Origin of the sequence: Streptomyces sp. NPDC059443 (assembly GCF_042750105.1) — a bacterium.
GTDB lineage: Bacteria > Actinomycetota > Actinomycetes > Streptomycetales > Streptomycetaceae > Streptomyces.
Map to the genome: position 1 here is coordinate 34,578 of NZ_JBHYVM010000040.1, position 23,038 is coordinate 57,615.

24 protein-coding genes and 1 pseudogene are annotated in these 23,038 nt (G+C 70.2%); 15 read left to right on the forward strand and 10 right to left on the reverse strand.

Annotation, left to right across the window (positions count from 1 at the left end; all coding sequences use genetic code 11):
- Nucleotides 1-96: 96 nt before the first annotated feature.
- Entirely contained in the window at nucleotides 97-921 is an 825-nt protein-coding gene (locus ACFXDJ_RS30615) for a DUF3558 domain-containing protein (RefSeq protein WP_384650015.1), read from the reverse strand.
- Nucleotides 922-1,091: 170 nt separating this feature from the next.
- Between ACFXDJ_RS30615 and ACFXDJ_RS30620 the strand changes: the two genes are divergently transcribed.
- Nucleotides 1,092-2,285 carry an RtcB family protein gene (locus tag ACFXDJ_RS30620; RefSeq protein WP_384650017.1) on the forward strand — a complete coding sequence of 398 codons (1,194 nt, stop codon included), beginning with the start codon at nucleotides 1,092-1,094 and terminating at the stop codon, nucleotides 2,283-2,285.
- A gap of 72 nt (nucleotides 2,286-2,357) precedes the next feature.
- Here ACFXDJ_RS30620 and ACFXDJ_RS30625 read toward each other — a convergent pair whose 3' ends face one another.
- A complete protein-coding gene (locus ACFXDJ_RS30625) occupies nucleotides 2,358-2,930 on the reverse strand; it encodes a Uma2 family endonuclease (protein ID WP_384650019.1) in 573 nt (190 codons plus the stop codon).
- A gap of 383 nt (nucleotides 2,931-3,313) precedes the next feature.
- Here ACFXDJ_RS30625 and ACFXDJ_RS30630 point away from each other — a divergent pair, with 383 nt between their 5' ends.
- The gene (locus ACFXDJ_RS30630; RefSeq protein WP_384650021.1) at nucleotides 3,314-3,880 is read left to right on the forward strand and encodes a polysaccharide deacetylase family protein; all 567 of its coding nucleotides are present in this window, start codon (nucleotides 3,314-3,316) and stop codon (nucleotides 3,878-3,880) included.
- An 11-nt stretch (nucleotides 3,881-3,891) separates the two neighbouring features.
- Here the strand turns inward: ACFXDJ_RS30630 and ACFXDJ_RS30635 are convergent, their stop codons facing one another.
- A complete protein-coding gene (locus ACFXDJ_RS30635; protein ID WP_384650023.1) occupies nucleotides 3,892-4,668 on the reverse strand; it encodes an SDR family NAD(P)-dependent oxidoreductase in 777 nt (258 codons plus the stop codon).
- 106 nt (nucleotides 4,669-4,774) lie between these two features.
- Nucleotides 4,775-5,110, reverse strand: coding sequence for a YnfA family protein (locus ACFXDJ_RS30640; protein ID WP_384650025.1), 336 nt, complete (start codon nucleotides 5,108-5,110; stop codon nucleotides 4,775-4,777).
- A 94-nt stretch (nucleotides 5,111-5,204) separates the two neighbouring features.
- On the opposite strand from ACFXDJ_RS30640, the gene ACFXDJ_RS30645 reads away from it, so the two are divergent.
- Entirely contained in the window at nucleotides 5,205-5,708 is a 504-nt protein-coding gene (locus ACFXDJ_RS30645) for a hypothetical protein (protein WP_384650027.1), read from the forward strand.
- 39 nt (nucleotides 5,709-5,747) lie between these two features.
- Here ACFXDJ_RS30645 and ACFXDJ_RS30650 read toward each other — a convergent pair whose 3' ends face one another.
- Together ACFXDJ_RS30650 and ACFXDJ_RS30655 are read right to left on the reverse strand one after the other, a co-directional pair.
- Entirely contained in the window at nucleotides 5,748-6,497 is a 750-nt protein-coding gene (locus tag ACFXDJ_RS30650; protein ID WP_384650029.1) for a Mut7-C RNAse domain-containing protein, read from the reverse strand.
- 65 nt (nucleotides 6,498-6,562) lie between these two features.
- Nucleotides 6,563-6,979 carry a winged helix-turn-helix transcriptional regulator gene (locus ACFXDJ_RS30655; RefSeq protein WP_384650031.1) on the reverse strand — a complete coding sequence of 139 codons (417 nt, stop codon included), beginning with the start codon at nucleotides 6,977-6,979 and terminating at the stop codon, nucleotides 6,563-6,565.
- Between the two features lie 170 nt (nucleotides 6,980-7,149).
- Here ACFXDJ_RS30655 and ACFXDJ_RS30660 point away from each other — a divergent pair, with 170 nt between their 5' ends.
- Nucleotides 7,150-8,049 carry an NADP-dependent oxidoreductase gene (locus ACFXDJ_RS30660; RefSeq protein ID WP_384650097.1) on the forward strand — a complete coding sequence of 300 codons (900 nt, stop codon included), beginning with the start codon at nucleotides 7,150-7,152 and terminating at the stop codon, nucleotides 8,047-8,049.
- 51 nt (nucleotides 8,050-8,100) lie between these two features.
- Here the strand turns inward: ACFXDJ_RS30660 and trpS are convergent, their stop codons facing one another.
- Nucleotides 8,101-9,216, reverse strand: a complete 1,116-nt coding sequence (trpS, locus tag ACFXDJ_RS30665) for a tryptophan--tRNA ligase (protein ID WP_384650033.1) — start codon at nucleotides 9,214-9,216, stop codon at nucleotides 8,101-8,103.
- A 234-nt stretch (nucleotides 9,217-9,450) separates the two neighbouring features.
- Between trpS and ACFXDJ_RS30670 the strand changes: the two genes are divergently transcribed.
- The 3 genes and pseudogenes from ACFXDJ_RS30670 (at nucleotide 9,451) to ACFXDJ_RS30680 (ending at nucleotide 12,805) form a co-directional block, all read left to right on the forward strand.
- Nucleotides 9,451-10,674: a hypothetical protein gene (locus ACFXDJ_RS30670; protein ID WP_384650035.1), complete on the forward strand. Its 1,224-nt coding sequence runs from the start codon at nucleotides 9,451-9,453 to the stop codon at nucleotides 10,672-10,674.
- Nucleotides 10,674-10,799, forward strand: a pseudogene (locus tag ACFXDJ_RS30675) (RHS repeat domain-containing protein); the annotation flags it as partial. The gene ACFXDJ_RS30670 and the pseudogene ACFXDJ_RS30675, both read left to right, overlap by 1 nt.
- A gap of 98 nt (nucleotides 10,800-10,897) precedes the next feature.
- Nucleotides 10,898-12,805 (forward strand): hypothetical protein, encoded by a 1,908-nt coding sequence (locus ACFXDJ_RS30680; protein WP_384650099.1) that lies wholly within the window; start codon nucleotides 10,898-10,900, stop codon nucleotides 12,803-12,805.
- 239 nt (nucleotides 12,806-13,044) lie between these two features.
- Here the strand turns inward: ACFXDJ_RS30680 and ACFXDJ_RS30685 are convergent, their stop codons facing one another.
- Nucleotides 13,045-13,482: a hypothetical protein gene (locus ACFXDJ_RS30685; protein WP_267724140.1), complete on the reverse strand. Its 438-nt coding sequence runs from the start codon at nucleotides 13,480-13,482 to the stop codon at nucleotides 13,045-13,047.
- 292 nt (nucleotides 13,483-13,774) lie between these two features.
- Between ACFXDJ_RS30685 and hemL the strand changes: the two genes are divergently transcribed.
- The 7 genes from hemL to ccsB all read left to right on the forward strand — a co-directional run bounded on the left by hemL (nucleotide 13,775) and on the right by ccsB (nucleotide 21,461).
- On the forward strand, nucleotides 13,775-15,097 hold the full coding sequence (hemL, locus tag ACFXDJ_RS30690; protein WP_384650037.1) for a glutamate-1-semialdehyde 2,1-aminomutase: 1,323 nt from the start codon (nucleotides 13,775-13,777) through the stop codon (nucleotides 15,095-15,097).
- Nucleotides 15,094-15,768, forward strand: a complete 675-nt coding sequence (locus ACFXDJ_RS30695; protein ID WP_384650039.1) for a histidine phosphatase family protein — start codon at nucleotides 15,094-15,096, stop codon at nucleotides 15,766-15,768. The genes hemL and ACFXDJ_RS30695 overlap by 4 nt, the downstream gene beginning before the upstream one ends.
- Nucleotides 15,769-15,873: 105 nt before the next feature.
- Nucleotides 15,874-17,112 (forward strand): hypothetical protein, encoded by a 1,239-nt coding sequence (locus tag ACFXDJ_RS30700; RefSeq protein ID WP_384650101.1) that lies wholly within the window; start codon nucleotides 15,874-15,876, stop codon nucleotides 17,110-17,112.
- Nucleotides 17,113-17,188: 76 nt separating this feature from the next.
- Complete coding sequence (locus ACFXDJ_RS30705) at nucleotides 17,189-17,833, forward strand: TlpA family protein disulfide reductase (RefSeq protein WP_384650041.1); 645 nt, start codon at nucleotides 17,189-17,191, stop codon at nucleotides 17,831-17,833.
- 4 nt (nucleotides 17,834-17,837) lie between these two features.
- A complete protein-coding gene (locus ACFXDJ_RS30710) occupies nucleotides 17,838-18,623 on the forward strand; it encodes a cytochrome c biogenesis CcdA family protein (RefSeq protein WP_384650043.1) in 786 nt (261 codons plus the stop codon).
- A gap of 13 nt (nucleotides 18,624-18,636) precedes the next feature.
- Entirely contained in the window at nucleotides 18,637-20,382 is a 1,746-nt protein-coding gene (locus ACFXDJ_RS30715; protein WP_384650045.1) for a cytochrome c biogenesis protein ResB, read from the forward strand.
- Entirely contained in the window at nucleotides 20,382-21,461 is a 1,080-nt protein-coding gene (gene ccsB / locus ACFXDJ_RS30720; RefSeq protein ID WP_384650103.1) for a c-type cytochrome biogenesis protein CcsB, read from the forward strand. Before ACFXDJ_RS30715 ends, ccsB begins: the two co-directional genes overlap by 1 nt.
- A gap of 234 nt (nucleotides 21,462-21,695) precedes the next feature.
- Here ccsB and ACFXDJ_RS30725 read toward each other — a convergent pair whose 3' ends face one another.
- On the reverse strand, nucleotides 21,696-22,181 hold the full coding sequence (locus tag ACFXDJ_RS30725) for a MarR family winged helix-turn-helix transcriptional regulator (RefSeq protein ID WP_384650047.1): 486 nt from the start codon (nucleotides 22,179-22,181) through the stop codon (nucleotides 21,696-21,698).
- A gap of 115 nt (nucleotides 22,182-22,296) precedes the next feature.
- Between ACFXDJ_RS30725 and ACFXDJ_RS30730 the strand changes: the two genes are divergently transcribed.
- On the forward strand, nucleotides 22,297-22,662 hold the full coding sequence (locus ACFXDJ_RS30730; protein ID WP_384650049.1) for a cupin domain-containing protein: 366 nt from the start codon (nucleotides 22,297-22,299) through the stop codon (nucleotides 22,660-22,662).
- 13 nt (nucleotides 22,663-22,675) lie between these two features.
- Here the strand turns inward: ACFXDJ_RS30730 and ACFXDJ_RS30735 are convergent, their stop codons facing one another.
- Nucleotides 22,676-22,996, reverse strand: a complete 321-nt coding sequence (locus ACFXDJ_RS30735) for a PLD nuclease N-terminal domain-containing protein (RefSeq protein WP_384650051.1) — start codon at nucleotides 22,994-22,996, stop codon at nucleotides 22,676-22,678.
- Between the last annotated feature and the right edge of the window lie 42 nt (nucleotides 22,997-23,038).

Sequence of the window (23,038 nt, forward strand, 5' to 3'; positions counted from 1 at the left end):
GACCCGGCAACGGTAGCCCGACCCGGCGCCCGGCTGCTGTGCGCGCCGTCACGCCGGGCGGCCGTGGCCCCCGTATCCCCCGGTCGGCGGACGCGGCTAGTCGTTGAACCGCTCGACGAGGGCCTGGGCCAACTGTCGTGCTTTGTCCTGGGTTTCGCCGCTCGGCGGGACCGCGCCGGGGAGCGCGGGCTGAACGCTGTACTCGACGGTGACGATGACGTTCGAGGTACGGAACACAATCCGGACCGTTCGCGCCTGGGCGGCGGTGGCGCCGGCCGCGCTGAGCTTGTCGTCGAGGAAGGCCTCGTTGCCGAGCCCTTCGAGCACGCGGGAGCCGAGCTCGGGCGGGGCGGAGGGGGACGGGGAGGCGGACGCGGAGGGCGGGGCGCCGGTGCCCGCGCTGGGACTCGTACCGCCGCTCGGCGAGGGGGCGGTGCTTGGGCTCGGGCTGCTGACCGGGCCGGGAAAGGGCAGGTGGGCATCGGTGAGCTGGCGGATGTAGACCTGCCGCGCCTTGTCGTCGTCGCTGGTGGTGGCCCGGTTGTACGAGACCACGCGCTCGAAGCCGACCGACAGCAGCCTGGTCTCGGTCGGAGTCTGCGCGGTCCACCGGCAGCCGACGCGCCGGTCGGCGTCGTACGAGGCGTCCGCGACGCCGGCGTAGAGCGCGTCGCGCTGCTCGGGGGTGAGGGCGTCGGCGGCCGGGAGCATCGCCTTGAGCTTCTTGGCGTCCACGGCCTTGCACGGCATCGGCAGGACGCGGTACTTGCCGGGCTGCGCGACCGCACCGGAGCTGTCGCCGGCTTTGGAGTCGCTGGTGATCCCGACCCCGCCCCCGTTGGTGCACGCGGTGAGTCCGGCCGTCAGGAAGGTCAGGACCGCGATGCCTGGCAGGACTCCACGTACCGTCTTGCGCTGCACGTTCCACCGGCTCCCTTCGGGAAATTGCGTTGCCGCGGCTGGGGCGCGGATGGAAACAATGTCTATCGCACACGCTGGTGCCGGCGCCGGTCCCCTGTCGTATTTGGGCCCATGAGCGAGGCTTTTGCGTATTCAGACTTTTCTGTGGTTAACGGGGCGTTGAGGCCGATATGTCATATGTAGAAGTGCCCGGGGCGCAGGTCCCGATCCGGATGTGGACCGATCCCGCGTCGGTCGAAGACAGCGCGATGCGCCAGCTCCAGAACACCGCCGGCCTGCCCTGGATCAAGGGCCTGGCCGTCATGCCGGACGTCCACTACGGCAAGGGCGCCACGGTCGGCTCGGTCATCGCCATGAAGGACGCGGTCTGCCCGGCGGCGGTGGGCGTGGACATCGGCTGTGGCATGTCGGCGGTGAAGACCTCCCTGACGGCCAACGACCTCCCGGGCGACCTCTCGGGCCTGCGCTCCCAGATCGAGCGGGCGATCCCGGTGGGCGCGGGGATGCACCGGGAGGCGGTGGATCCGGGGCGGCTGTACGGGTTCTCGGACAAGGGGTTCGGGGATCTGTGGGAGCGGTTCGACTACCTCGCTGACGAGGTGAAGTTCCGCCGTGAGCGCGCTTTGCGGCAATTGGGAACTATGGGCGGAGGCAACCACTTCTGGGAGCTTTGCCTGGATATGTCTGGTTCGGTATGGATCATGCTGCACTCCGGTTCCCGGAACATCGGCAACGAACTGGCCGACTTCCACATCGGAGTGGCGCGCGGACTCGCGCACAACCAGGGGCTGGTCGACCGGGATCTCGCCGTATTCCTCGCGGCCACGCCCGAGATGCGGGCCTACCGCGAGGACCTCTTCTGGGCTCAGGAGTACGCCAAGTACAACCGCGCCGTGATGATGAGCCTGTCCAAGGAAGTGATCCGCAAGCAGTTCCGCAAGGCCAAGGTCTCCTTCGAGCAGGAGATCAGCTGCCACCACAACTACGTGGCGGAGGAGCGGTACGACGGCATGGACCTGCTGGTCACACGGAAGGGTGCGATCCGCGCCGGCAGCGGTGACTACGGGATCATCCCGGGCTCGATGGGCACGGGCTCGTACATCGTGAAGGGCCTCGGCAACGAGAAGTCCTTCAACTCGGCCTCGCACGGCGCGGGCCGGAAGATGAGCCGCACGGCGGCGAAGAAGCGCTTCTCGGTACGGGATCTGGCGGAGCAGACCAAGGGCGTGGAGTGCCGTAAGGACTCGGGCGTCGTGGACGAGATCCCGGGTGCGTACAAGTCGATCGAGCAGGTCATCGACCAGCAGACCGACCTGGTCGAGGTCGTGGCCAAGCTCAAGCAGGTCATCTGCATCAAGGGCTGAGGCCGGGGCGCAGTCGTCGCAGGAGTGGAGGGGCTCGGACCGTGATCGGTCCGGGCCCCTCCATGTGATCGGTCAGTCGAGCAGCATGTCCACCGGTAGTTCGATGGTCACCCCGAGGTAGTCGGGAAGGGGGAGCGTCGTGCCTCGCTTGAAGGTTCTGCGCAGGCGGTAGCACGTGCCGCGCGGGTCCGTGTAGATCACGACTTCGTCGTGGTGCCGATCTGCGATCACGTAGACGGGGATGTCGGCCCGGGCGTAGCTCTCCACCTTGGTGCCGGTGTCGTCCGCCCAGTTCGAGGAAGTGACCTCCAGGATCATGCGGAAGACGTCGGGCCGGTAGCAGTTCTTTGCGACCTTGTGGTCCAGGAAGTCCTTCTCGACGAGCGAGAAGTCCGGGACGGCGTAGTCGTCCTCTCCGGTGGGCAGCCAGATGCCGATGCCCTGGAGGAATTCCAGGCCGGCCTTTTCGGCCCCGGCCTCGTGGAAGGCCACGGTGAGCCGGGTCAAGGTGCGGGCGTGCCGCCCGTCGGCAGGTGGTGTCACGGTGAGCCGTCCCTGGAGGATCTCCACTCGGTGCCCGGGAAGCTCCTTGGAGAGACGATCGGCGGCTTCCGCGATCGTGGTCTCGTGCTGTGTCACGGCCATAGCTTCCTCCTTGTCGAGGCTCACGCTTCCGGAGCGTAGTCGTGCCTGCCGGGATTTCGCCCGAGTTCACCCGTAAGGGTCTTCGTGGCCCCGGAGGGGGCGTCTGCCGAAGTGCCGGCCGAGGTGATGTTCGCCAACTCCCGCTGTCTTCCGTCTCGTTCGACGCAAGGAACTCCCGACTAGGGGATTGACGGGGGGAGTTGGTCTAGACCAAGGTGTGCGGCATGTGGAGATCCCGCGTGCTTCTTGCCGCGTTCGCGTCGTTGTCGCTCACCCTGGGGGCCGTTGGTACTGCCGGTGCCGTGGTGGGGGATCCGGCTCCCGCTGCCGCGGCTCAGGCCGCCGCCGGGCGGAGTGTGGGGCTGCCGCCCGTTGTTTCGCACGTGCCGACCGACGAGAAGGTCGTGTTCATCACGATCGATGACGGGTGGGTGCACGACCCCGCCGTCGCGAAGACCCTCGTCGATCAGCGGATTCCCGCGTCGCTGTTCCTGCTGCCGGGGGCGACCTCGTACGACACCTCGTACTTCACCGACCTGGTCGGGCAGGGGCGGGCGAGTGTGGAGAACCACACGGTTAATCACCCTGATTTGACCACGCTCGACGCCGCCGGCAAGGACGCGGAGGTGTGCGGGGCCGAGGACCAGCTGACCGCGACCTTCGGGCGGGCGCCGAAGCTGCTGCGGCCGCCGTACGGGGCCGTCAACGACGAGGTCCGGCTGGCCGCCAAGGCGTGCGGGGTCAAGGCGCTGATCACCTGGACCTATGACTTCACGACGTGGAGCGAGACCCCCGCCACCCCGCAGCTGCACTCCGGGGACATCGTGCTGCTGCACTTCACGCCGACGCTCGGGGCGGACCTCCAGCGGGCCCTGGACGCGGCGAAGGCCGCCGGGCTGAAGCCGGCGGCCCTCGTGCCGCACCTGAAGGCGGCCGGGATCGTCCCGTAGGGCGAGCTGGACTAGAGCTCGCGGTGGAGCTTCGTGTTCGAGGCCTGGGCGCGGGGGCGGACCACCAGGAGGTCGATGTTGACGTGGCTGGGACGGGTCACCGCCCAGGTGATGGTGTCGGCCACGTCGTCGGCGGTGAGGGGTTCGGCCACGCCGGCGTAGACCTTCTCGGCCCGCTCGGCGTCCCCGCGGAAGCGGGTCTTCGCGAACTCCTCGGTCTTGACCAGGCCGGGGGCGATCTCGATGACGCGGACGGGCTGGCCGACGATCTCCAGGCGGAGGGTCTCGGCGAGGACGCGGGCGCCGTTCTTGGCGGCCACGTAGCCGGCGCCGCCCTCGTACGTGGCGTGGCCGGCGGTGGAGGACAGGACGACCACCGTGCCGTCGCCGGAGGCGGTCAGGGCCGGGAGCAGGGCCTGGGTGACGTGGAGCGTGCCGATGACGTTGACCTCGTACATCGTGCGCCAGTCGGCGGGGTCGCCGGTGGCGACGGGCTCGGCTCCGATGGCGCCGCCGGCGTTGTTGACCAGCACGTCGCAGCGGTCGAGCGAGGCGGCGAGGGCGTCGACGGCGGCGCGGTCGGTGACGTCCAGGGGGTAGGCGGTGGCCCGGTGGCCGGCCGCCGTGATCTCGGCGGCGAGCTCTTCGATGCGGTCCTTGCGGCGGGCGGTGAGGACGACGTGGTAGCCGGCCGCGGCGAGCTGCCGGGCGGTGGCCGCGCCGATGCCGCTGCTCGCGCCGGTGACTACGGCGGTTCGGATGGAGGCCGGGGCCGTGGCCGTGCTCATGAGCTGGCTCCTCGTGTGATCGTGGACCACTTGTTCGGGTGTTCGTACGGGTGAATACCCGCCAGCATAGGCCGGTCGCGACGGCGGTCGCCGGTGGTGACGGCCGTCACCGGCCGCGCGGGGCGTACATGATCACGGCCATGCCGGCGAGGCAGACGAGCGCACCCGTGATGTCCCAGCGGTCGGGTCGGTAGCCGTCGGCGACCACGCCCCAGAGGAGGGAACCGGCTACGAAGACCCCTCCGTAGGCCGCCAGGACGCGGGCGAAGTCTCCCGAGGGCTGGAGGGTGGCGACGAACCCGTAGAGGCCCAGTGCGATGACGCCGGCGCCGATCCAGGCCCAGCCCTTGTGTTCGCGGACGCCCTGCCAGACGAGCCAGGCGCCGCCGATCTCCAGGAGGGCGGCGAGTGCGAAGAGGGCGGCGGAGCGGGCGATCAGCATGGCTGGAAGCCTACGCACGCAGATGGGGGGAGGGCTCGCCCTCATTCGTGTGATGGTCCGACCGGCGGTCGGGCGGGGTGGCTAACGTCCGCGCGTGGAGGTGGTCACGGTGCGCCGAGGTGCCGTACGGAGTGTGGTGATGGCCGGGCTGCTGGTGCTGCTCGGCGGGGCCGGTGGTGTGGGTGGTGCGGGTGCGGCCTACGCCCAGTCCGGCCCGGAGACCGGCCTGGCGTACCACGGGCGGGTCGCCCTGGTCGGCGGGAAGCTACGGATCCTGCTGGTTCCGCAGAACGACGGCCCGGCGGCGCTGGCGAACGCCACCGTACGGCTGCGCCTGTCGGCGGAGCTCGCGGACCGGCAGCAGCTGGCGGAGGGCTGCGCGCGGGTCGGGCTGCGCGAGGTGATGTGCGAGACCGGGGCGCTGCCGCCGCACGGGCGGGGGCGGCACATCGGGCTGGTGCTGGAGCTGAGGGAGCGGGCGCCGGAGGTGGTCGTGCGCGTGGACACGTGGTGGAACGGCGGCGCGACCGACCGGAACCACACCAACAACGAGCACGTGGTGCTGGCGCTGGACACGGGCGACGCGTACGCGTTCTGAGGCCCGTGGCCCCCGGACCTGGGCCCCGGGGCTACCGGCCTACGGAGCGCCGACGCCGCCGAACTCGGCGAGGGCCTCGTCCACGATCCGCTCCAGGCGGGCGTGGTGGGCGCCGCGCCAGTAGACGCGCTCGCAGTCGGAGCACTGAGCGAAGACGTCGTACGAGCGCTGCGTGCCGCGCTCCAGCCGGTCGCCGACGCTGTCCTTGTCGGCCTCGCGCAGGGTGCCGTTGCAGGCGGTGCAGCGGGTCCAGGGGGCGAGGTCGGGGGCGAACCGGCCCAGGATGTCGCGTACTTGCTCGTCGGGGTTGTCGCTGTAGACGTAGGCGCCGGCGAAGAGCTCGCGGCGCCGCAGCAGTCCGCGGTCGCGGGAGAGCAGGACGCGCTGCTCGGCGGCGGAGCGGGTGGCCAGTGCCGGGTCGCCGATGTCCTCGTTCTCGTAGGCCGCGTCCACGCCGAGCAGGCGCAGGCGGCGGGCGAGGGTGCCGAGATGGACGTCGAGGAGGAAGCGCAGCGGGACGGTGCCGGGAACGCCCGGGACCTGCTGGGGGCGGTCGACGCCGAAGACCTCGACGGATTCCCCGGCCCGGGGCACGTGGGAGACGGGCGCCTCGGCGCCGTCGACGAGGATCCGGCCGACCTCGGTGAGCGGGATGCCGGCCGATTCGACGACGTGGCCGAGGCTGGAGGCGCCGTCGGTCGTGGTCGGCACGCGCGTGCCGCGCCGGCTCGGCGCGGCGAACACGTGCAGTTCGGGGGCGAGGGTGAGCTGAATCCCGGGTCCGTTCACGGGGCCAGCATGCCATTGCGGGGCGGGCCCCGGCAGGGGTTTTAGGCGACGCCCCGGCCCGCGCTCTACGGGGTCGCCGCGGCCCGGTCGTGGAGCTCGCGATGGGCGCTGACCTCGTCGAAGTGGTTCTCGGCCCACTGCTTCAGGGAGGAGAACAGGCAGCCGAGGCTGGAGCCGAGCTCGGTGAGCCGGTAGTCGACGCGGGCCGGGACGGTGGGGGTGACGGTGCGGGTGACGAGGCCGTCGCGTTCGAGGGAGCGGAGGGTCTGGGTGAGCATCTTCTGGCTGACGGCGGGGATCTTGCGGCCGAGGTCTCCGTAGCGCAGGGACTGGTCCTCGGCCTGGGCGAGGGCGCTGAGGATGAGGCCGACCCATTTGTCGCTGATGCGCGCCAGGAGCTGGCTGGTGGGGCACTCCTTGAGGAAGGCGTCGTAGGCGGCGCGCGCCTCTTCGCGGCGGTCGGCGGCGGTTCGGGTGGCCATGGGTGCTCACTTCCGGGTGGGGTACGCACCCCGAAGTGCGTACTTACGAATCGACAGTACCTCTCCTTAGGTTAGTGCTCATCGGAACGCACCGATTGAACGCGCCGATTGAACGCACCGACCAGCGAGCGGGAGAAACGATCATGAGCAACAGCGACACGAACCAGACCATGAAGGCCGTGGTCGTGGACGGTTTCGGCGGGCCCGAGCGGATCGAGGTCGTACGGGTGCCGGTCCCGCGGCCCGGCGCCGGACAGGTCCGCGTCCGGGTCCTGGCGGCCGGTCTGAACCCGGTCGACGGCGCCGTCCGCGCCGGGGTCTTCGGCGGCGAGGGGCAGCGGCTCGGCTTCGGCTGGGACGTGGCGGGCGAGATCGACGAGCTCGGCGAGGGCGTCGCGGACCGGGCGGTGTCCGACCGGGTGGTGGGCCTGCACTACGGCCCGGTCAAGCCGCTGGGCACGCACGCGCAGTACGTGGTCCTCGACGCCTCCGCTACGGCGCCGGCCCCCGCCTCGGCCGACCCGGTCGCCGCGGCCGCGCTGCCCCTGAGCGGGCTGACCGCCGCCCGTGCGGTGGACCTCCTGGGGCTCGCCGCGGGCTCCTCGGTCCTGGTCACCGGGGCGGCGGGGGTGGTCGGCGGACTCGCCGTGCAGCTGGCCGCCCGGGCCGGGTACGTGGTGACGGCGCTGGCGGGCGAGTCGGACGAGGCCCTCGTACGCTCCCTCGGCGCGGCCGCCTTCGTCCCGAGGGGCTCGGCCCCGGCCGGCCCGGTGGACGGGGTGGTGGACGCGGCGGTACTGGGCGCGGCGGCCCTGGCCCACGTCCGCGACGGCGGGGTCTACGTGGGCCTGCGCCCCGGCGGCGCCCCGGCGGCGGAGCGGGGCGTCCGCGTGGTGGAACAGGAGGTCGCGGCGGACGGCGAGCACCTGGCCCGGCTGGTGGCGCTGGTCGACGCGGGGGAGCTGACGCTCCGGGCGGGGGAGACCTTCCCCCTGGCCGAGGCGGCCAAGGCCCACGCCCGCCTGGCGGAGGGCGGAGCCCGCGGCCGCATCGTCCTGACGCTGTCCTGAGGACACCGGCTCGACGGCACCGGCCCGGCGGCGCCGGGGGACCGGCAGACGTCAGTACCGGGTGCCCATGGCCTCCCGGACCTCGTCCAGGGTGGCCTCGGCGACCGCGTTCGCCCGCTCGTTGCCCTCGCGCAGGATGCGGCGTACGTGGCCCAGGTCGCGGGCGTACTCGGCGCGGCGGGCCCGCAGCGGGGCGAGGTGTTCGTTGACGGACTCGGTGACGACCCGCTTGAGCGCGGCCGCGCCGCCGTCGCCGATCTCCTCCGCGACCTCCTCGGGGGTGCGGCCCTGGCAGAGCGCCGCGAGAAGCAGCAGGCTGCCCACCTCGGGCCGGGCGGCCGGATCGTAGGAGATGTGCCGCTCGCCGTCGGTCTTCGCGCCCTTGATCAGGCGGGCGGTCTGGTCCGCGGTGTCGGCGAGGGCGATGGAGTTGCCGCGGGACTTGCTCATCTTGGTGCCGTCGGTGCCCAGCAGCAGCGGCGCCGCCGAGAGCAGGGCCTCGGGCTCGGGGAAGACCTGGCGCCCGTCGCGCCCGTAGCGGTCGTTGAAGCGGCGGGCCACCGTCCGGGTGAGCTCCAGGTGGGGGAGCTGGTCCTGGCCGACCGGTACGAGGTTCGCCTTGCAGAAGAGGATGTCGGCGGCCTGGTGCACCGGATAGGTGAACATCAGGCCCGAGACCGCCGCCTGGCGCGAGTGCTCGATCTCGTCCTTCACGGTCGGGTTGCGCCGCAGCTCGGCCACCGAGACCAGGGACAGGAACGGCAGCAGCAGCTGGTTGAGGGCGGGCAGCGCGCTGTGCGCGAAGACGGTGGAGCGCGCGGGATCGATCCCGGCGGCCAGGTAGTCGAGGAGCAGGTCCTCCACGTGCTCCGACAGCCGCTCGGCGACGTCCCGGTCGGTGAGGACCTGGTAGTCGGCGATCACCAGGAAGGTGTCCACGCCGGCGTCCTGGAGCCGGACCCGTGACTGGAGGGTCCCGAAGTAGTGGCCCAGGTGCAGTCTGCCCGTGGGCCGGTCCCCGGTCAGGACCCGGAACCGCCCGGGATCCCGCCGGATCTGCTCTTCCAGTTCCGCGCTGCGGCGCCGGGCCCCGCCGATGATGTCCAGGGGGGTCTGCTCGGTGGTGTCGGCGGTCTCGGTCGTCGTCTTCGCCGTCGTGGTCGTCATGCGTGCTCTCCTGCTGCTCGGTCGAAGACCGCCGAACGGGTCGGCCGGCGACGGCGGCAGCGTACGAGCGCATACCGGTGGGCCGTCCGTTCGGCGGCCCAGGGGTACGTGAATGCCGTGGCCGCTCCTAAGAGGAGCGCCACCAGCAAAGGCAAGACATGTCAGACATGCTTCGAGCGTAGCGAATCGGCGCGGCCCGCACCGCCGTCCCTTCGGCCTCGATCACCGGGCCCAATGGCCGGATTTCGACGGGTCGAGGGTGACGCAGAGGACGAGGCCAAGGATCTCCTGCTCACGCTGGGCCTGTGGTGGCCGGATGCCAATTCCGGCACCCTGCGGCACGCCGCCGATGCCTGGCGGACCTTCGCCGACGCCGTCGACGACGTACGTACGCCCGTCAACAACGCGGCCTCCTCGCTGATCACCAACAACTCGGGTGAGGCGATAGAGGCGTTCGGGACCTTCTGGGGACGGTACGCCAAGGGCAACGAAGCTGGCTGGCTCAGCGACCTCGCCAAGTCGTCCCGACAGATGGCCGAGGCGCTGGACAAGTTCGCCGGGGCCGTCGACGACGCCATCAACAAACTCTGGACGCAGATCGGCATCGATGCCGCGATCATCGTGGGTGGCATCGCGCTGGCCTTCGTGACCGCGGGTGCTGCCGCGGGTGCTGCCGCCCTGGCCACCGAGGCCCTCATAGAATTCGGCGCCACGATGGGTGTCGCCATCACCACCGCGGTCGCCGAGATCGCCGCAGGCACGCTGGTCGCGGCTGTCTTCGGCAGCATTGAGTCAGTCACCATCGACCTCGCGGTCGCCCAACCCCTGAAGATCGCCACAGGCATGCAGAAGGGCTTCAGCCTCGACGAGGTCAATGCCGCGGCCGAGGACGGCATGATCTACGGCGGGGCGTTCGGCGCCGCCGGTGGTGTGGCGAAGGCCGGCATCGAGGGGAGCCTGTTCACCAAGGCCGACGGTGTGCCGCTGATGCTGCGGCCGCCGACGCTCCGCCCCGACCTGGTCGAACTCGGGCCGGCGGCCCGGCAGTGCAAGAGCGCCGCCTCGGACGGCATGCGCCTGGTCTACCCCGTTCCTCAGCCCGGCGAGCCCGTCCTGCCGGTCAAGGGCGCCCGCTGGCCGCTCGAATGGGACGGCAAGCCCGACGGCGTCATGACCATCACCGACCCGGTCTCCGGTGTCGTGCGTACCTTCAATACCCCCTCCCTTCCGGCACCTTCGGTGTCTTCCACCTCCCCCTGGACAGCTGGCACGACCACAACGGCGCCCGCATCGACATCGAGCGCACGCACGACGGCATCCCCACCGCGCTCCGCCACTCCGGCGGCTACTACCTCGCCGTCGACACCCAGGGGCCGCGCATCACCGCCCTGCGCCTGCTGGACCAGGCCCCGTCGCGGTACGAGCCGTCGCTGGGCGAGGACGCCGGTACGGTCGTGATGCGGTACGGCTACGACGAGGCTGGCAACCTCACCGAAGTCGTCAATTCCAGCGGTGAGCCGCTGCGTTTCACCTACGACGCCGAAGGACGGGTCACCTCGTGGACCGACCGGAACGGCACTTCCTTCGCGTACGTCTATGACGCCCGTGGTCGAGTCGAGCGCACCGAAGGCAGACACAGTGGGCACCGAGGGGCGACAAGCGCCTCTCGGTCACGGACCCGCTGGGCCGTACGACGCGATACGCCTATGACGGCGCGGGCAACCTCGTCGCTGTCACCCTGCCGGACGAGTCCGCCGCCCGGGCGACGTACAACGCGTTCGGCCAACCGACCGAGGTCGTCGAACCTGGTGGTTCCACGTGGCGGCACACCTACGACGAACGCGGCAACCTCCTCACCACGACCGATCCACTCGGCGCCGAAACGCGCCGCACGTACGACGCGAGAGGTCATCTGGCGACCGCCACCGACGCCCTGGGCCATACCCGCACGGTGACATCGGACGCGGCCGGGCTGCCCGTCGCCGTCACCGACGAACTCGGACACACCACGGTGGCGCGCAGGGACGCCTTCGGCCGCATCGTCGAAGTGGTCGACCCCTTGGGCCGGACCAGCCGCATGGCCTGGACGACCGAGGGCAAGCCGACGTGGCGCGAGTACGCGGACGGCAGCCGGGAGTCCTGGACCTGGGACGGCGAGGGAAATCTGCTCACCCACACCGACCGGGCGGGCAATGTCACCCGCAACACTGCCACCCATTTCGACGTCCCGGCCAGCCGCACGGACCCGGACGGCGCGGAGTACACCTTCGCCTACGACACCGAACTCCGACTGGCCGAAGTTTCCAACCCGCAGGGTCTGACCTGGTCGTACACGTACGACGAGGCAGGCCGGCTGGTCGCCGAGACCGACTTCAACGGCCGGACGCTGACGTACGCACATGACGCGTCGGGCGCCCTGATATCCCGCACCAACGGCGCGGGCGAAACGCTGCGCTTCACCAGGGACGCGCTCGGCCGCGTCATCGAACAGCGCACTGACACAGGTGACGCCACCACGTACGCCTACGGCACATCGGGTCATCTGATCCACACGGCCAACGCGGACGCAGAGGTCTCCATCGAACGGGACGCCCTCGGCCGGACACTCAAGGAGACGGTCAACGGGCGCACGACCTCCTACGCCTACGACGTGCTCGGCCGTGTCCTCCGGCGAACCACGCCGTCCGGTCTGAGCTCCGACTGGAGCTACGACCGGACCGGTCGCCCCATCGGACTCACCACTGACGCGGGCTCGCTGGGCTTCACCTATGACGCTTCCGGGCGCGAGACCCAGCGCCACCTCGACGATGGCGTCACGCTCACCCAGAATTGGGACATCGCCGACCGCCTCAGCGAGCAGAGCATTTCATGCCGTGCGGACGGGACCGACCGCCTCGTCCAGCACCGCAGCTACGCCTATCGCGAGGACGGGTACCTCACCGAGATCCGTGAACTGACTTCAGGGACACGCCGATTCGACCTTGACGCGATGGGCCGTGTCACGGGCGTGCGCGCCCATGGGTGGACGGAGACATACGCCTATGACGTGTCGGGCAACCTCACCCATGCCGCGGCACCCGCCCATGAGTCCGCCGGTGTCCGCGAGTTCAGCGGCACCCTGATCCGCAATGCCGGCCGTACGGCCTACGAACACGACGCCCAAGGCCGCCTGATCCGCAAGTCGCGCAAACTCCTCAACGGTCAGCGGCTGACGTGGACGTACACCTGGAACGCGGAAGACCGCCTGACCGAGGCGGTGACACCGGCCGGCGAGCGCTGGCAGTACGCCTACGACCCGCTGGGCCGCCGAATGTCCAAGCAACGCTTGACGGACGACGGATCGGCCGTCGATCGCACGGACTTCACCTGGGACGACACCCGTCTGGCCGAACGGCAGACATCCCGAGGCCGCGCGACCACTTGGGACTACGCTCCTGGCGCCCATCGTCCACTCACCCAGACCGACCACGAGCCGTTGATCCGTGAGGCGGGTGTGTCCCTGCTGGCCAAACTGGCTCAGGAGACATCCACCGACTTCAGCACCCGCTTGTGTGCCGTGATCACTGCTTTTCCGAGGAGTTGGAATTGATGGAGAAGGTGGCGTGTGTACATTGCGGCCAGGATTGGGTGCGATGTTACAAGCGTAAGGATTCTGGCCAGATCTTCTTCATGTGTCCGGAGTGTGAATCACTGTGGCTAAAGGAAGAGGATTTGCACGATGAGACGGATATGTACCTGAGTGAATTTCTTCTCACGGGAGACTCCGCGAAGGACTGGGAAGCGATCGTCCTTGTGTCGAACCCGTAACCCACCTGCTGCCTGGTCAGCTCAGGGCCAGACCAGGCAGTACGGCTGGTGGCCGGCCTCGTGGAGGCGGTGGGAGAAGTCCTGCCACTCGTGGAGCAGCTGGTAGACGTTGAAGGCGTCGCGGGGGCCGCCGCGGTCCGGGACCGTGGACCAGATGAAGGCGGCCGCGCCGACCGACTCCTCGCCGATCCCGCGCAGCGGGTCGACCACGGTCATCGGGAGTTTGACGACCGCGTAGTCGGGGTGGAGGACGACCAGCTCCAGCGGGGGCACCTTGTGCAGGGGTATGCCCTCGATGCCGGTCAGGACCATCGCCGCGACCGTTTCTGGCTTGATCTTGCTGAACAGGCCGCCCATGCCTAGCTCGTCGCCGCCGAGCTCCTCCGGCCGCATCGTCACCGGGACCCGGGCGGCGGTGGCGCCGTCGGGCGCGCCGAAGTACTTGTACGTCACGCCCATGCCGCGGCCTCTGGGGAGGCCGTCCGGGTCCTGCGTGGGGCCCGGTACGGGCTCCGCGGCGTCCGTGACGCGGCGGCGGTGCTTGCCGCGGCGACGTTCGCGGGCGCGCTGCGGATCGAGGTCGTCCGTGCCCTCGCCCGGTCCACCACCGCGTTGCATATCTCCACCCGACTGGTCTTGCCTGCCCCGGCCCCGCGGCCCCCGCCACGCAGCCTGATCATCATGGCAGTGACCTCCCCCGGGGCGGCGCGGTGAAACGCCCGTCCGCAAGTCAGTCGCGGCCTCTGAGACCATGGCTGGTGTGAGCTACCCGTACCCGTATGAAGCCAAAGTCTCGCAGACTCTCTTTGACCGCGCGTCCCTCGTGACGCCTGGCGGCGTGAACTCTCCCGTGCGCGCCTTCCGCGCCGTGGGCGGAACGCCCAGGTTCATGGTGTCCGGTACCGGTCCGTACCTGACCGATGCCGACGGGCGCGAGTACGTCGACCTGGTCTGCTCGTGGGGGCCGATGATCCTCGGTCACGCCCACCCGGCCGTGGTGGAGGCCATCCAGGCCGCCGTCGTCCGCGGCACCTCCTTCGGTACCCCCGGTGAGGGGGAGGTCGCGCTCGCCGAGGAGATCGTCGCGCGGATCGAGCCCGTGGAACAGGTCCGCCTGGTGTCCTCCGGCACCGAGGCGACCATGTCCGCGATCCGCCTCGCCCGCGGGTTCACCGGCCGCGCCAAGATCGTGAAGTTCGCCGGCTGCTACCACGGGCACGTGGACTCGCTGCTGGCCGCCGCCGGTTCCGGGCTCGCGACCTTCGCGCTGCCGGACACCCCGGGGGTGACGGGCGCGCAGGCCGGGGACACGATCGTGCTCCCCTACAACGACCTCGAAGCGGTACGGGCGGCCTTCGCCGCGCACCCCGGCGAGATCGCGTGCGTGATCACCGAGGCCGCGCCCGGCAACATGGGCGTCGTGACCCCGGGCGAGGGCTTCAACCAGGGCCTCGCCGACCTGTGCCGGGCGAACGGCGCCCTGTACATCTCCGACGAGGTCATGACGGGTTTCCGTACCTCCCGGGCCGGCTGGTACGGCGTGGACGGGGTCAAGCCCGACCTGATGACCTTCGGCAAGGTCATGGGCGGCGGCTTCCCGGCTGCGGCGTTCGGCGGCCGCGCGGACGTGATGGGCCACCTGGCTCCGGCCGGTCCGGTCTACCAGGCGGGCACGCTCTCCGGTAACCCGATCGCGACCGCCGCCGGTCTCGCGCAGCTGCGGCTGCTGGACGAGGCGGCGTACGTCAAGGTCGACGCGGTCTCCAAGGAGATCCAGGGGCTGGTGACGGCCGCGCTGACCAAGGAGGGCGTGGCGCACCGGCTGCAGACGGCCTCCAACATGTTCTCGGTGTTCTTCACCGAGAACGAGGTCCGCAACTACGACGACGCGAAGACCCAGGAAGCGTTCCGCTTCAACGGCTTCTTCCACTCGATGCTGGCGCAGGGCGTCTACCTGCCGCCGTCGGCGTTCGAGTCGTGGTTCGTGTCCACCGCCCACGACGAGAAGGCGATCGAGCGCATCGCGGCCGCGCTGCCGGCCGCCGCCCGAGCCGCCGCGGAGGCGACCGCATGAGCGAGATCACCGTCGTCCACGTCGTGCGCCACGGCGAGGTGCACAACCCGGAGGGGGTCCTCTACGGCCGCCGCCCCGGCTACCACCTCTCCGACCTGGGCCGCAAGATGGCGGACCGGGTGGCCGAGCACCTGGAGGGCCGGGACGTGACGTACGTCGTGGCGTCTCCGCTGGAGCGCGCGCAGGAGACCGCGGCGCCGATCGCCAAGTCGCACGGGCTGGACCTGGCGACCGACGGCCGCCTCATCGAGGCGGGCAACGTCTTCGAGGGCAAGACCTTCGGGGTCGGCGACGGCGCGCTGCGCAAGCCGGAGAACTGGAAGCACCTGACGAACCCGTTCAAGCCGTCCTGGGGCGAGCCGTACGTGGAGCAGGTCGTCCGGATGATGAGCGCGATCGAGACCGCCCGTGACGCCGCCCGCGGCCACGAGGCGGTGGCGGTCAGCCACCAGCTGCCGATCTGGATCGTACGGAGCTTCGCGGAGAAGCGGCGGCTGTGGCACGACCCGCGCCGCCGCCAGTGCACGCTGGCTTCGCTGACCTCGTTCACGTACCAGGGCGACAAGCTGGTGTCGGTGGGCTACAGCGAGCCGGCCCGGGACCTGGTCCCGGCGCACCTCCTCGCGGGGGCGAAGCCGGTGAAGGGCAAGTCCAAGGCGTTCGGGGCCTAGGCATCGCCGCAGCCTTGTCCTAATTTCATACAAAATGATCGGGAGTTGTCGCGTGGCGCGGCAGCTCCCGGCCGTATGTCCGCTTATGTGACTTTCATGAGCGATGTGCGCGACTTCAGTCGCAGGGGAGCGATCGGCCTCGGCCTCGGGGCCGCCGCCGCGATGGGTATCGCGGGGTGCGGCTCGGTCGGAGGCCCCGACCAGGGCAGCCCGGGCCCGAAGACGGTCGAGGGCGGCGCGACCCCCAAGCCGGGCAAGCCCGCGGTCAGGCTGATCGGCGACGGCTCCACCGCCGACACCGGACCGCAGCCCCACCAGCCGCCCGCCCCCGTACCCCTCCAGCCGGGCGAGACCCCGCCCCAGTTCGTGGTGTTCAGCTGGGACGGCGCGGGCGAGATCGGCAACGGCCTCTTCCCCCGCTTCCTCAAACTCGCCAAGGACCACGGCGCGGGGATGACCTTCTTCCTCTCGGGCCTCTACCTCCTGCCCGAGTCGAAGAAGGAGCTCTACCGGCCGCCGAACAACCCCGTCGGCGCCTCCGACATCGGCTACCTCAAGGACGAGAACGTCCGCAACACCCTCAAGTACGTGCGCGAGGCCTGGCTGGACGGCCACGAAATAGGCACTCACTTCAACGGCCACTTCTGTGGCGGCTCCGGCTCGGTCGGCAAGTGGACCCCGGAGGACTGGCAGAACGAGATCGACCAGGCCGTGTCGTTCGTCACCAACTGGCGGACCAACACCGGCTGGACCGACCTCGAACCGCTGCCCTTCGACTACCGCAAGGAGCTGACCGGCTCCCGCACTCCCTGCCTGCTCGGTCAGGACAACCTGCTGCCGACCGCCCGGAAGCTGGGCTGGCGCTACGACTCCAGCTCGCCCGGCGGCCTCCAGCAGTGGCCGGTCAAGCGCGGCGGCCTGTGGGACCTGCCGCTCCAGTCGATGCCGTTCCCCGGGCACTCCTTCGAAGTGCTGTCGATGGACTACAACATCCTCGCCAACCAGTCCAAGAACACCACCAGGGGCGTCGCTTCCAACTACCCGGCCTGGCGCTCCCAGGCCACCGCCGCCTACCTCGGAGGCTTCAGGCGGGCCTACGAGACCAACCGCGCGCCGCTCTTCATCGGCAACCACTTCGAGGAGTGGAACGGCGGGATCTACATGGACGCCGTGGAGGAGGCGCTCAAGGGGATGGCGGACAAAAAGGACGTACGGCTCGTATCCTTCCGGCAGTTCACCGACTGGCTGGACGTCCAGGACCCCAAGGTTCTGGCCAGACTGCGCACGTTGGATCCCGGCCAGTCGCCGACCGGTGGCTGGGCCACGTATCTCGCGGGCGCCTGACCTGACCTGACCAGCGGCTTAACACACCTTCGGGGGGCGCGGAAGATCGGCAAAAGGCTCATGCGAAACTTTTCACATGAGCCTTAGCCGCGCGCGTGCCCGTCGACGAAGCCGCCGCTCGACCAGCGGCCGCGCCATCCTGCTGACCGCGGTGACCCTCGCGAGCGCCCTCACCCTTACGGCGTGCGGAGATTCGGGCGGCGGCGGTGGCAAGGCCTCCGGTTCCGCCGGAGGCTATGTGACCGGTTCCAACGGCGTCTCCACCGTCGCCAAGGCGGACCGGGTCGACGCCCCCAAGCTCGACGGCGAGACCGTCGACGGCAAGACCCTGGACACCACCACCCTCAAGGGCAAGGTCGTCGTCCTCAACGTCTGGGGCTCCTGGTGCCCGCCGTGCCGGGCCGAAGCCGCGAACTTCGCCAAGGTCTCCAAGGAGATGGCGGACGCCGGCAAGGACGTCGCCTTCGTGGGCATCAACACCCGCGACAACAGCAAGCAGAACGCCGTCTCCTTCGAAGAGACCTACGGGATCACCTACCCGAGCCTCTACGACCCGGACGGCAAGCTGATCCTGCGCTTCCCCAAGGGCGCGCTGAACCCGCAGGCCATCCCCTCCACGATCGTCCTCGACAAGGACGGCAAGATCGCCGCCCGTACCCTGGCGGCCGTCAACGAGGAGCAGCTGCGCTCGATGATCGAGCCCTTCCTCGCGGAGAAGTGACCTCGTGGTCACCGAGCTCTCCCAGGTCGTCCTCGCCGCCGAATCGACCGGCGTGAACACGACCGTCCTCAACGGCGCCCTGCTGCTGGCCCTGCCGATCTCGCTGCTCGCCGGGCTGATCTCCTTCTTCTCGCCCTGCGTGCTGCCGCTGGTCCCGGGCTACCTCTCCTACGTGACCGGCGTCGGCGGAGCCGACCTCGCCGAGGCCCGGCGCGGCCGGATGCTGGCCGGCGCGAGCCTGTTCGTCCTCGGCTTCACGGCCGTGTTCACCTCGACCGGCGCGCTGTTCGGCTACTTCGGGCGGACCCTGGACGCCAACAAGGGGATCATCTCCCAGGTGCTCGGCGGGCTGGTGATCCTGCTCGGCCTGTTCTTCATGGGCGCGATCCCCGGCCTGACGATGCGGGAGTTCCGCTTCCACAAGAAGCCGGCGGTCGGCCTGATCGGCGCGCCCGTGCTCGGGGTGCTCTTCGGCCTCGGCTGGACCCCCTGCATGGGCCCGACCCTCGCGGCCGTCGGCACCCTCTCCCTCGACCAGGCGACCGCGGGCCGCGGCGCGCTGCTGACCGTCGTGTTCTGCCTGGGACTGGGACTGCCCTTCATCGCCACCGCCCTCGCCTTCCGCAAGGCGCTCGGCGCGTTCGGCTGGGTGAAGAAGCACTACGCGTGGGTGATGCGCATCGGCGGCGGCATGCTGATCCTGACCGGCCTGCTGCTCGTCACAGGAATGTGGAGCAGCATCGTCAGCGACATGCAGAGCTGGACCCAAGGCTTCACGGTGGGGATCTGAGGACTACACGGACATGAGTACGACCGACAACGCGCCCTCCGGGGCGCCGCAACAGTCCGCCGAGGATTCGGCGGAGGCCTCCGCCGAAGCGGCCGCCGGCGCGCAGCTGTCCACCGCACCCCTGGAGGACGCCCCCGGCGCACCCGTGGGCATCGGTGTGCTCGGCTGGGTCCGCTGGTTCTGGCGGCAGCTCACCTCGATGCGGGTGGCGCTGATCCTGCTCTTCCTGCTGTCGCTGGCTTCCATCCCGGGCTCGCTGGTCCCGCAGAACCAGGTCGACCTGATGAAGGTCGCCGTCTGGAAGAAGGAGCACGCCTCCTGGGCGGGCGTCGCGGAGAAGCTCCAGCTCTTCGACGTCTACACCTCGGTGTGGTTCTCCGCGATCTACCTGCTGCTGTTCATCTCGCTGATCGGCTGCATCCTGCCGCGCTCCTGGCAGTTCGTGGGCCAGCTCCGCGGCCGCCCGCCGGCCGCGCCGCGGCGGCTCGACCGGATGCCCGCGTACACGACGTGGCGTACGGACGAGTCCCCGGAGCAGGTGCTCGCGTACGCCGGGACCCTGCTCGGTGGCCGGCGCTTCCGTACGGAGGCGGGCAAGGGGTCCGTCTCCGCCGAGAAGGGCTATCTGCGCGAGGCCGGGAACCTGGCCTTCCACATCTCGCTGATCGTGATGCTGATCGCCTTCGCCTGGGGCCAGTACCTGAAGTCCGAGGGCGGCAAGCTCGTCCTGCGCGGCCAGGGGTTCTCGAACACGCTCACCCAGTACGACGACTTCAAGTCCGGCAGCCTCTTCGACCCCGAGGACCTGCCGCCGTTCTCCTTCACCCTGGACAAGTTCGACGCCACCTACGAGCGCAGCGGCCCGCAGAAGGGCACCCCGCGCGACTTCAAGGCGTACGTCACCTTCAGCGACGGCGCGCACGGCAAGCCGGAGAAGCGCGAGATCCAGGTCAACAAGCCGCTGGAGGTGGACGGGACCAAGGTCTACCTGCTCGGCCACGGCTACGCGCCGGTCATCTCGGTGACCGACCCCACCGGCAAGGTGATCTTCAAGGACGCCGTGCCGGTGCTGCCGCAGGACGCCAACCTGACCTCTTCCGGAGCCGTCAAGGTCACCGACGGCTACAAGAACAAGGAAGGGAAGTCCGAGCAGCTCGGCTTCCAGGCCAGGTTCCTCCCGACGTACGCGGGCGAGGGCCAGGGCACGATGGTTTCCCAGTTCCCGGAACTGGACAATCCGGCGCTGGCGCTCAACGCGTACCACGGCAGCCTCGGCGTGGACTCGGGCCTGCCGCAGAACGTCTACCAGCTCGACACGTCGAAGATGGAGAAGTTCAAGGACGAGAAGGGCGAGCCCTTCAAGCAGCTGTTGCTCCCCAACCAGTCGATGGAGCTGCCGGGCGGCGAAGGGACCGTCAAGTTCGAGGGCATCGAGCGCTGGGCCACCTTCTCGGTCACCCAGCAGCCCGGCAGCGGTCTCGCCCTCGCGGGCGCCATCGGCGCCATCGGGGGCCTCGCGGGCTCCCTCTTCATCCAGCGCCGCCGGATCTGGGTCCGGGCGGTCACCGGGAAGGACGGCGTGACCGTCGTCGAGATGGCGGGCCTCGGCCGCAGCGAGTCCGCCAAGCTTCCCCAGGAGCTGTCGGTGCTGGCCGGCGCGCTCCACGAGCAGGCGCCGACGGCGGCGTCCGCCCCATCTGTCGCACCTGTCGCACCACCTGCCGAAGCAGCCGAAGTAGTCGAAGGGGAGCGCGCGTGATGCAGCTCGCGGCCGCAACCAACGAGAGTCTGGCCCACCTCAGCAACAACCTGATCTATGCGTCGATGGCGGTCTACACCCTCGCCTTCTTCGCCCACATCGCCGAGTGGATCTTCGGTAGCCGCAGCAAGGTGGGCCGTACGGCCGCCGCGCTCACGGCGTCCGCGGCCGGTGCGGACGCCCCCGCCGTCCAGGTACGGAGCAAGGGGGGCACGGCGGTCCTCGACAAGCCGAAGATCGTCACGCGCGGCGCCGCCGGCACCCGCGACGTCCCGGACGGCCCCGGCGCGGCCGGCGGCACCGTCCAGGGCGACCTGTACGGGCGGATCGCGGTCTCGCTGACCACCCTCGGCTTCCTCCTCTCGACGGGCGGCGTCCTCGCCCGCGCGCTCTCGGTGGAGCGGGCCCCCTGGGGCAACATGTACGAGTTCTCGATCACCTTCTCCACGGTGGCCGTCGGCACGTACCTGGCGCTCCTGGTGCTGAAGAAGAACGTCCGCTGGCTCGGCCTGTTCCTGGTCACCACGGTCCTGCTCGACCTGGGCATCGCCACCACGGTGCTCTACACCGACAGCGACCAGCTGGTCCCGGCCCTGCACTCGTACTGGCTGTACATCCACGTCTCCACCGCGATCTTCTGCGGCGCGGTCTTCTACATCGGCGCGGCCGGCGCGGTCCTGTACCTGTTCCGCGACGCCTACGAGGGCAAGCTCGCGGGCGGTGGCACGCCGGGCCGCTTCGCGACCTCGGTCATGGAGCGGATGCCCTCGGCGGCCTCGCTCGACAAGTTCTCGTACCGCATCAACGCGGCCGTGTTCCCGCTGTGGACGTTCACGATCATCGCGGGCGCGATCTGGGCGGGCGACGCGTGGGGCCGCTACTGGGGCTGGGACCCCAAGGAGGTCTGGTCCTTCGTCACCTGGGTCGCCTACGCCTGCTACCTGCACGCCCGTGCCACGGCCGGCTGGAAGGGCCGCAAGGCCGCGTACCTGGCGCTGTTCGCGTTCGCGTGCTGGATCTGGAACTACTACGGCGTCAACATCCTGCTGAACGGCAAGCACTCGTACGCGGGAGTCTGACCCGGAGCCCCGACGGGGCCGCAGCTGCCCCTCGGGGCGGCTGCGGCCCCATTGGCGTTTCCTGGCCGTCGAGCAGGGCGGCGTCGAGCACCGCGTAAGCGAGCAGGTTGCGCAGGACCGTGTCGAGGATCCGCGGCCTGCCGCCGTGCTGCGAGAAGGCTTCCCCCATGGCCGCATTCTGCCAGCAGCCTTGAACGCGTTCAATTGTGTCGCCGGTCACACGGGTCGGCCGGGTTACCAGACGGGGCGCAGCGCCGGTAGCGGCCCGTCGCCGTTGAGCGCGCCGACCAGCCGCCCGAGTTCGGCGCGCAGTGCGCCTAGGTCGACGCTGCCGCGGCCGAGTTCGGCCTCCAGTCCGTGCAGGATCCGCCCGGCGGCGTGGAGGTGGGCGCCGGCCGCGTCGGTCAGGACGACCAGCTTGCGGCGGCCGCCCTCGGGGTGCGGCTCGCGCCGCACGTACCCGCGCCGCTCCAGGTCGTCGACGATCTGCCCGGCCGCCTGCTTGGTCACCCCGAGCCGCTCGGCGAGCTCGGTCGCGGTCGCGCCCCGACTTCCCAGGGCCTGGAAGACCATGCCGTGCAGCGGGCGCAGCCCGTCGGCGTGGCCGGCCTCCTCCAGGCGGCGGGTGAACTCGCCGAGCAGCAGCTGGAAGCCGAGGCCGAGGAGGAAGGCCAGCTCGATGCCGCCGCCGTCGCCTTCGCCGCTTCGTTGGTTGGTCACGGAAACATGGTGACACAGGTGAGTAAAGCTGCTTTACTCGTAGCGAGTAAAGCAGCTTTACTCACCGCCGTTGTCGTTGCCGCCGCCCCGAGAAAGCGAAGGACCCGCCTTGCGCGTGATCACCACTTCTCCCGAGCACGTCATCACCACGCCGAACGCCACGATGACCGGCTTCGCCTCCCCCAGCCGGGGGAGCGCCGAACTGAGCACCTGGCACGCCGCCATCCCCGCCGGGGCCACCGGCCCGGAGCACTCCGTCAGCCGCGAGCAGGTGTGGACGGTCACCACCGGCGCCCTGGACGTCACCTGCGACGGCCGCACCGAGAAGGTTGCCGCCGGTCAGGCCGTGGTCCTGCCCCCGGACGTCCTGCGCCGCGTCCACGCCCTGGAGGACACCGAGGTGTACGTCGCCATGCGCGCGGACGGCCTCGTATCGGTCCCGGGCACGGAGGGTTCCCGCCCCCTGCCGTGGGCGCAGTAGGGCGCGGCGGGACTCAGTCCTTGTCCTTGTCCTTCTCCTTGGCGTCCTTGCCGTCCTGGTCCTCGCGCAGGGACTTCAGGAACTCCGGGTTGTCGTCCGGCGCCACCCACGTGCCGCGGCCCGCCCGGGACCGGCCGACGCCGCCGACGCCCGCCGTCCGCTTCTTGCCCGCGAACAGCCACACCACCGGCCCGACGATCGAGAAGAGCAGGATGATCAGGACCCAGACCACCTTGGGAAGGTGCTTGACCTCTTCCTCCGGCGTGTTCAGGCAGTCGATGAAGGCGTAGATGGTCAGCCCGATGATCAGCAGGAAGGGCAGATAGCGCAGCACGGTGTGGGACCGACCCCCGTAAGGAGAGGCGCGGACCGGGCA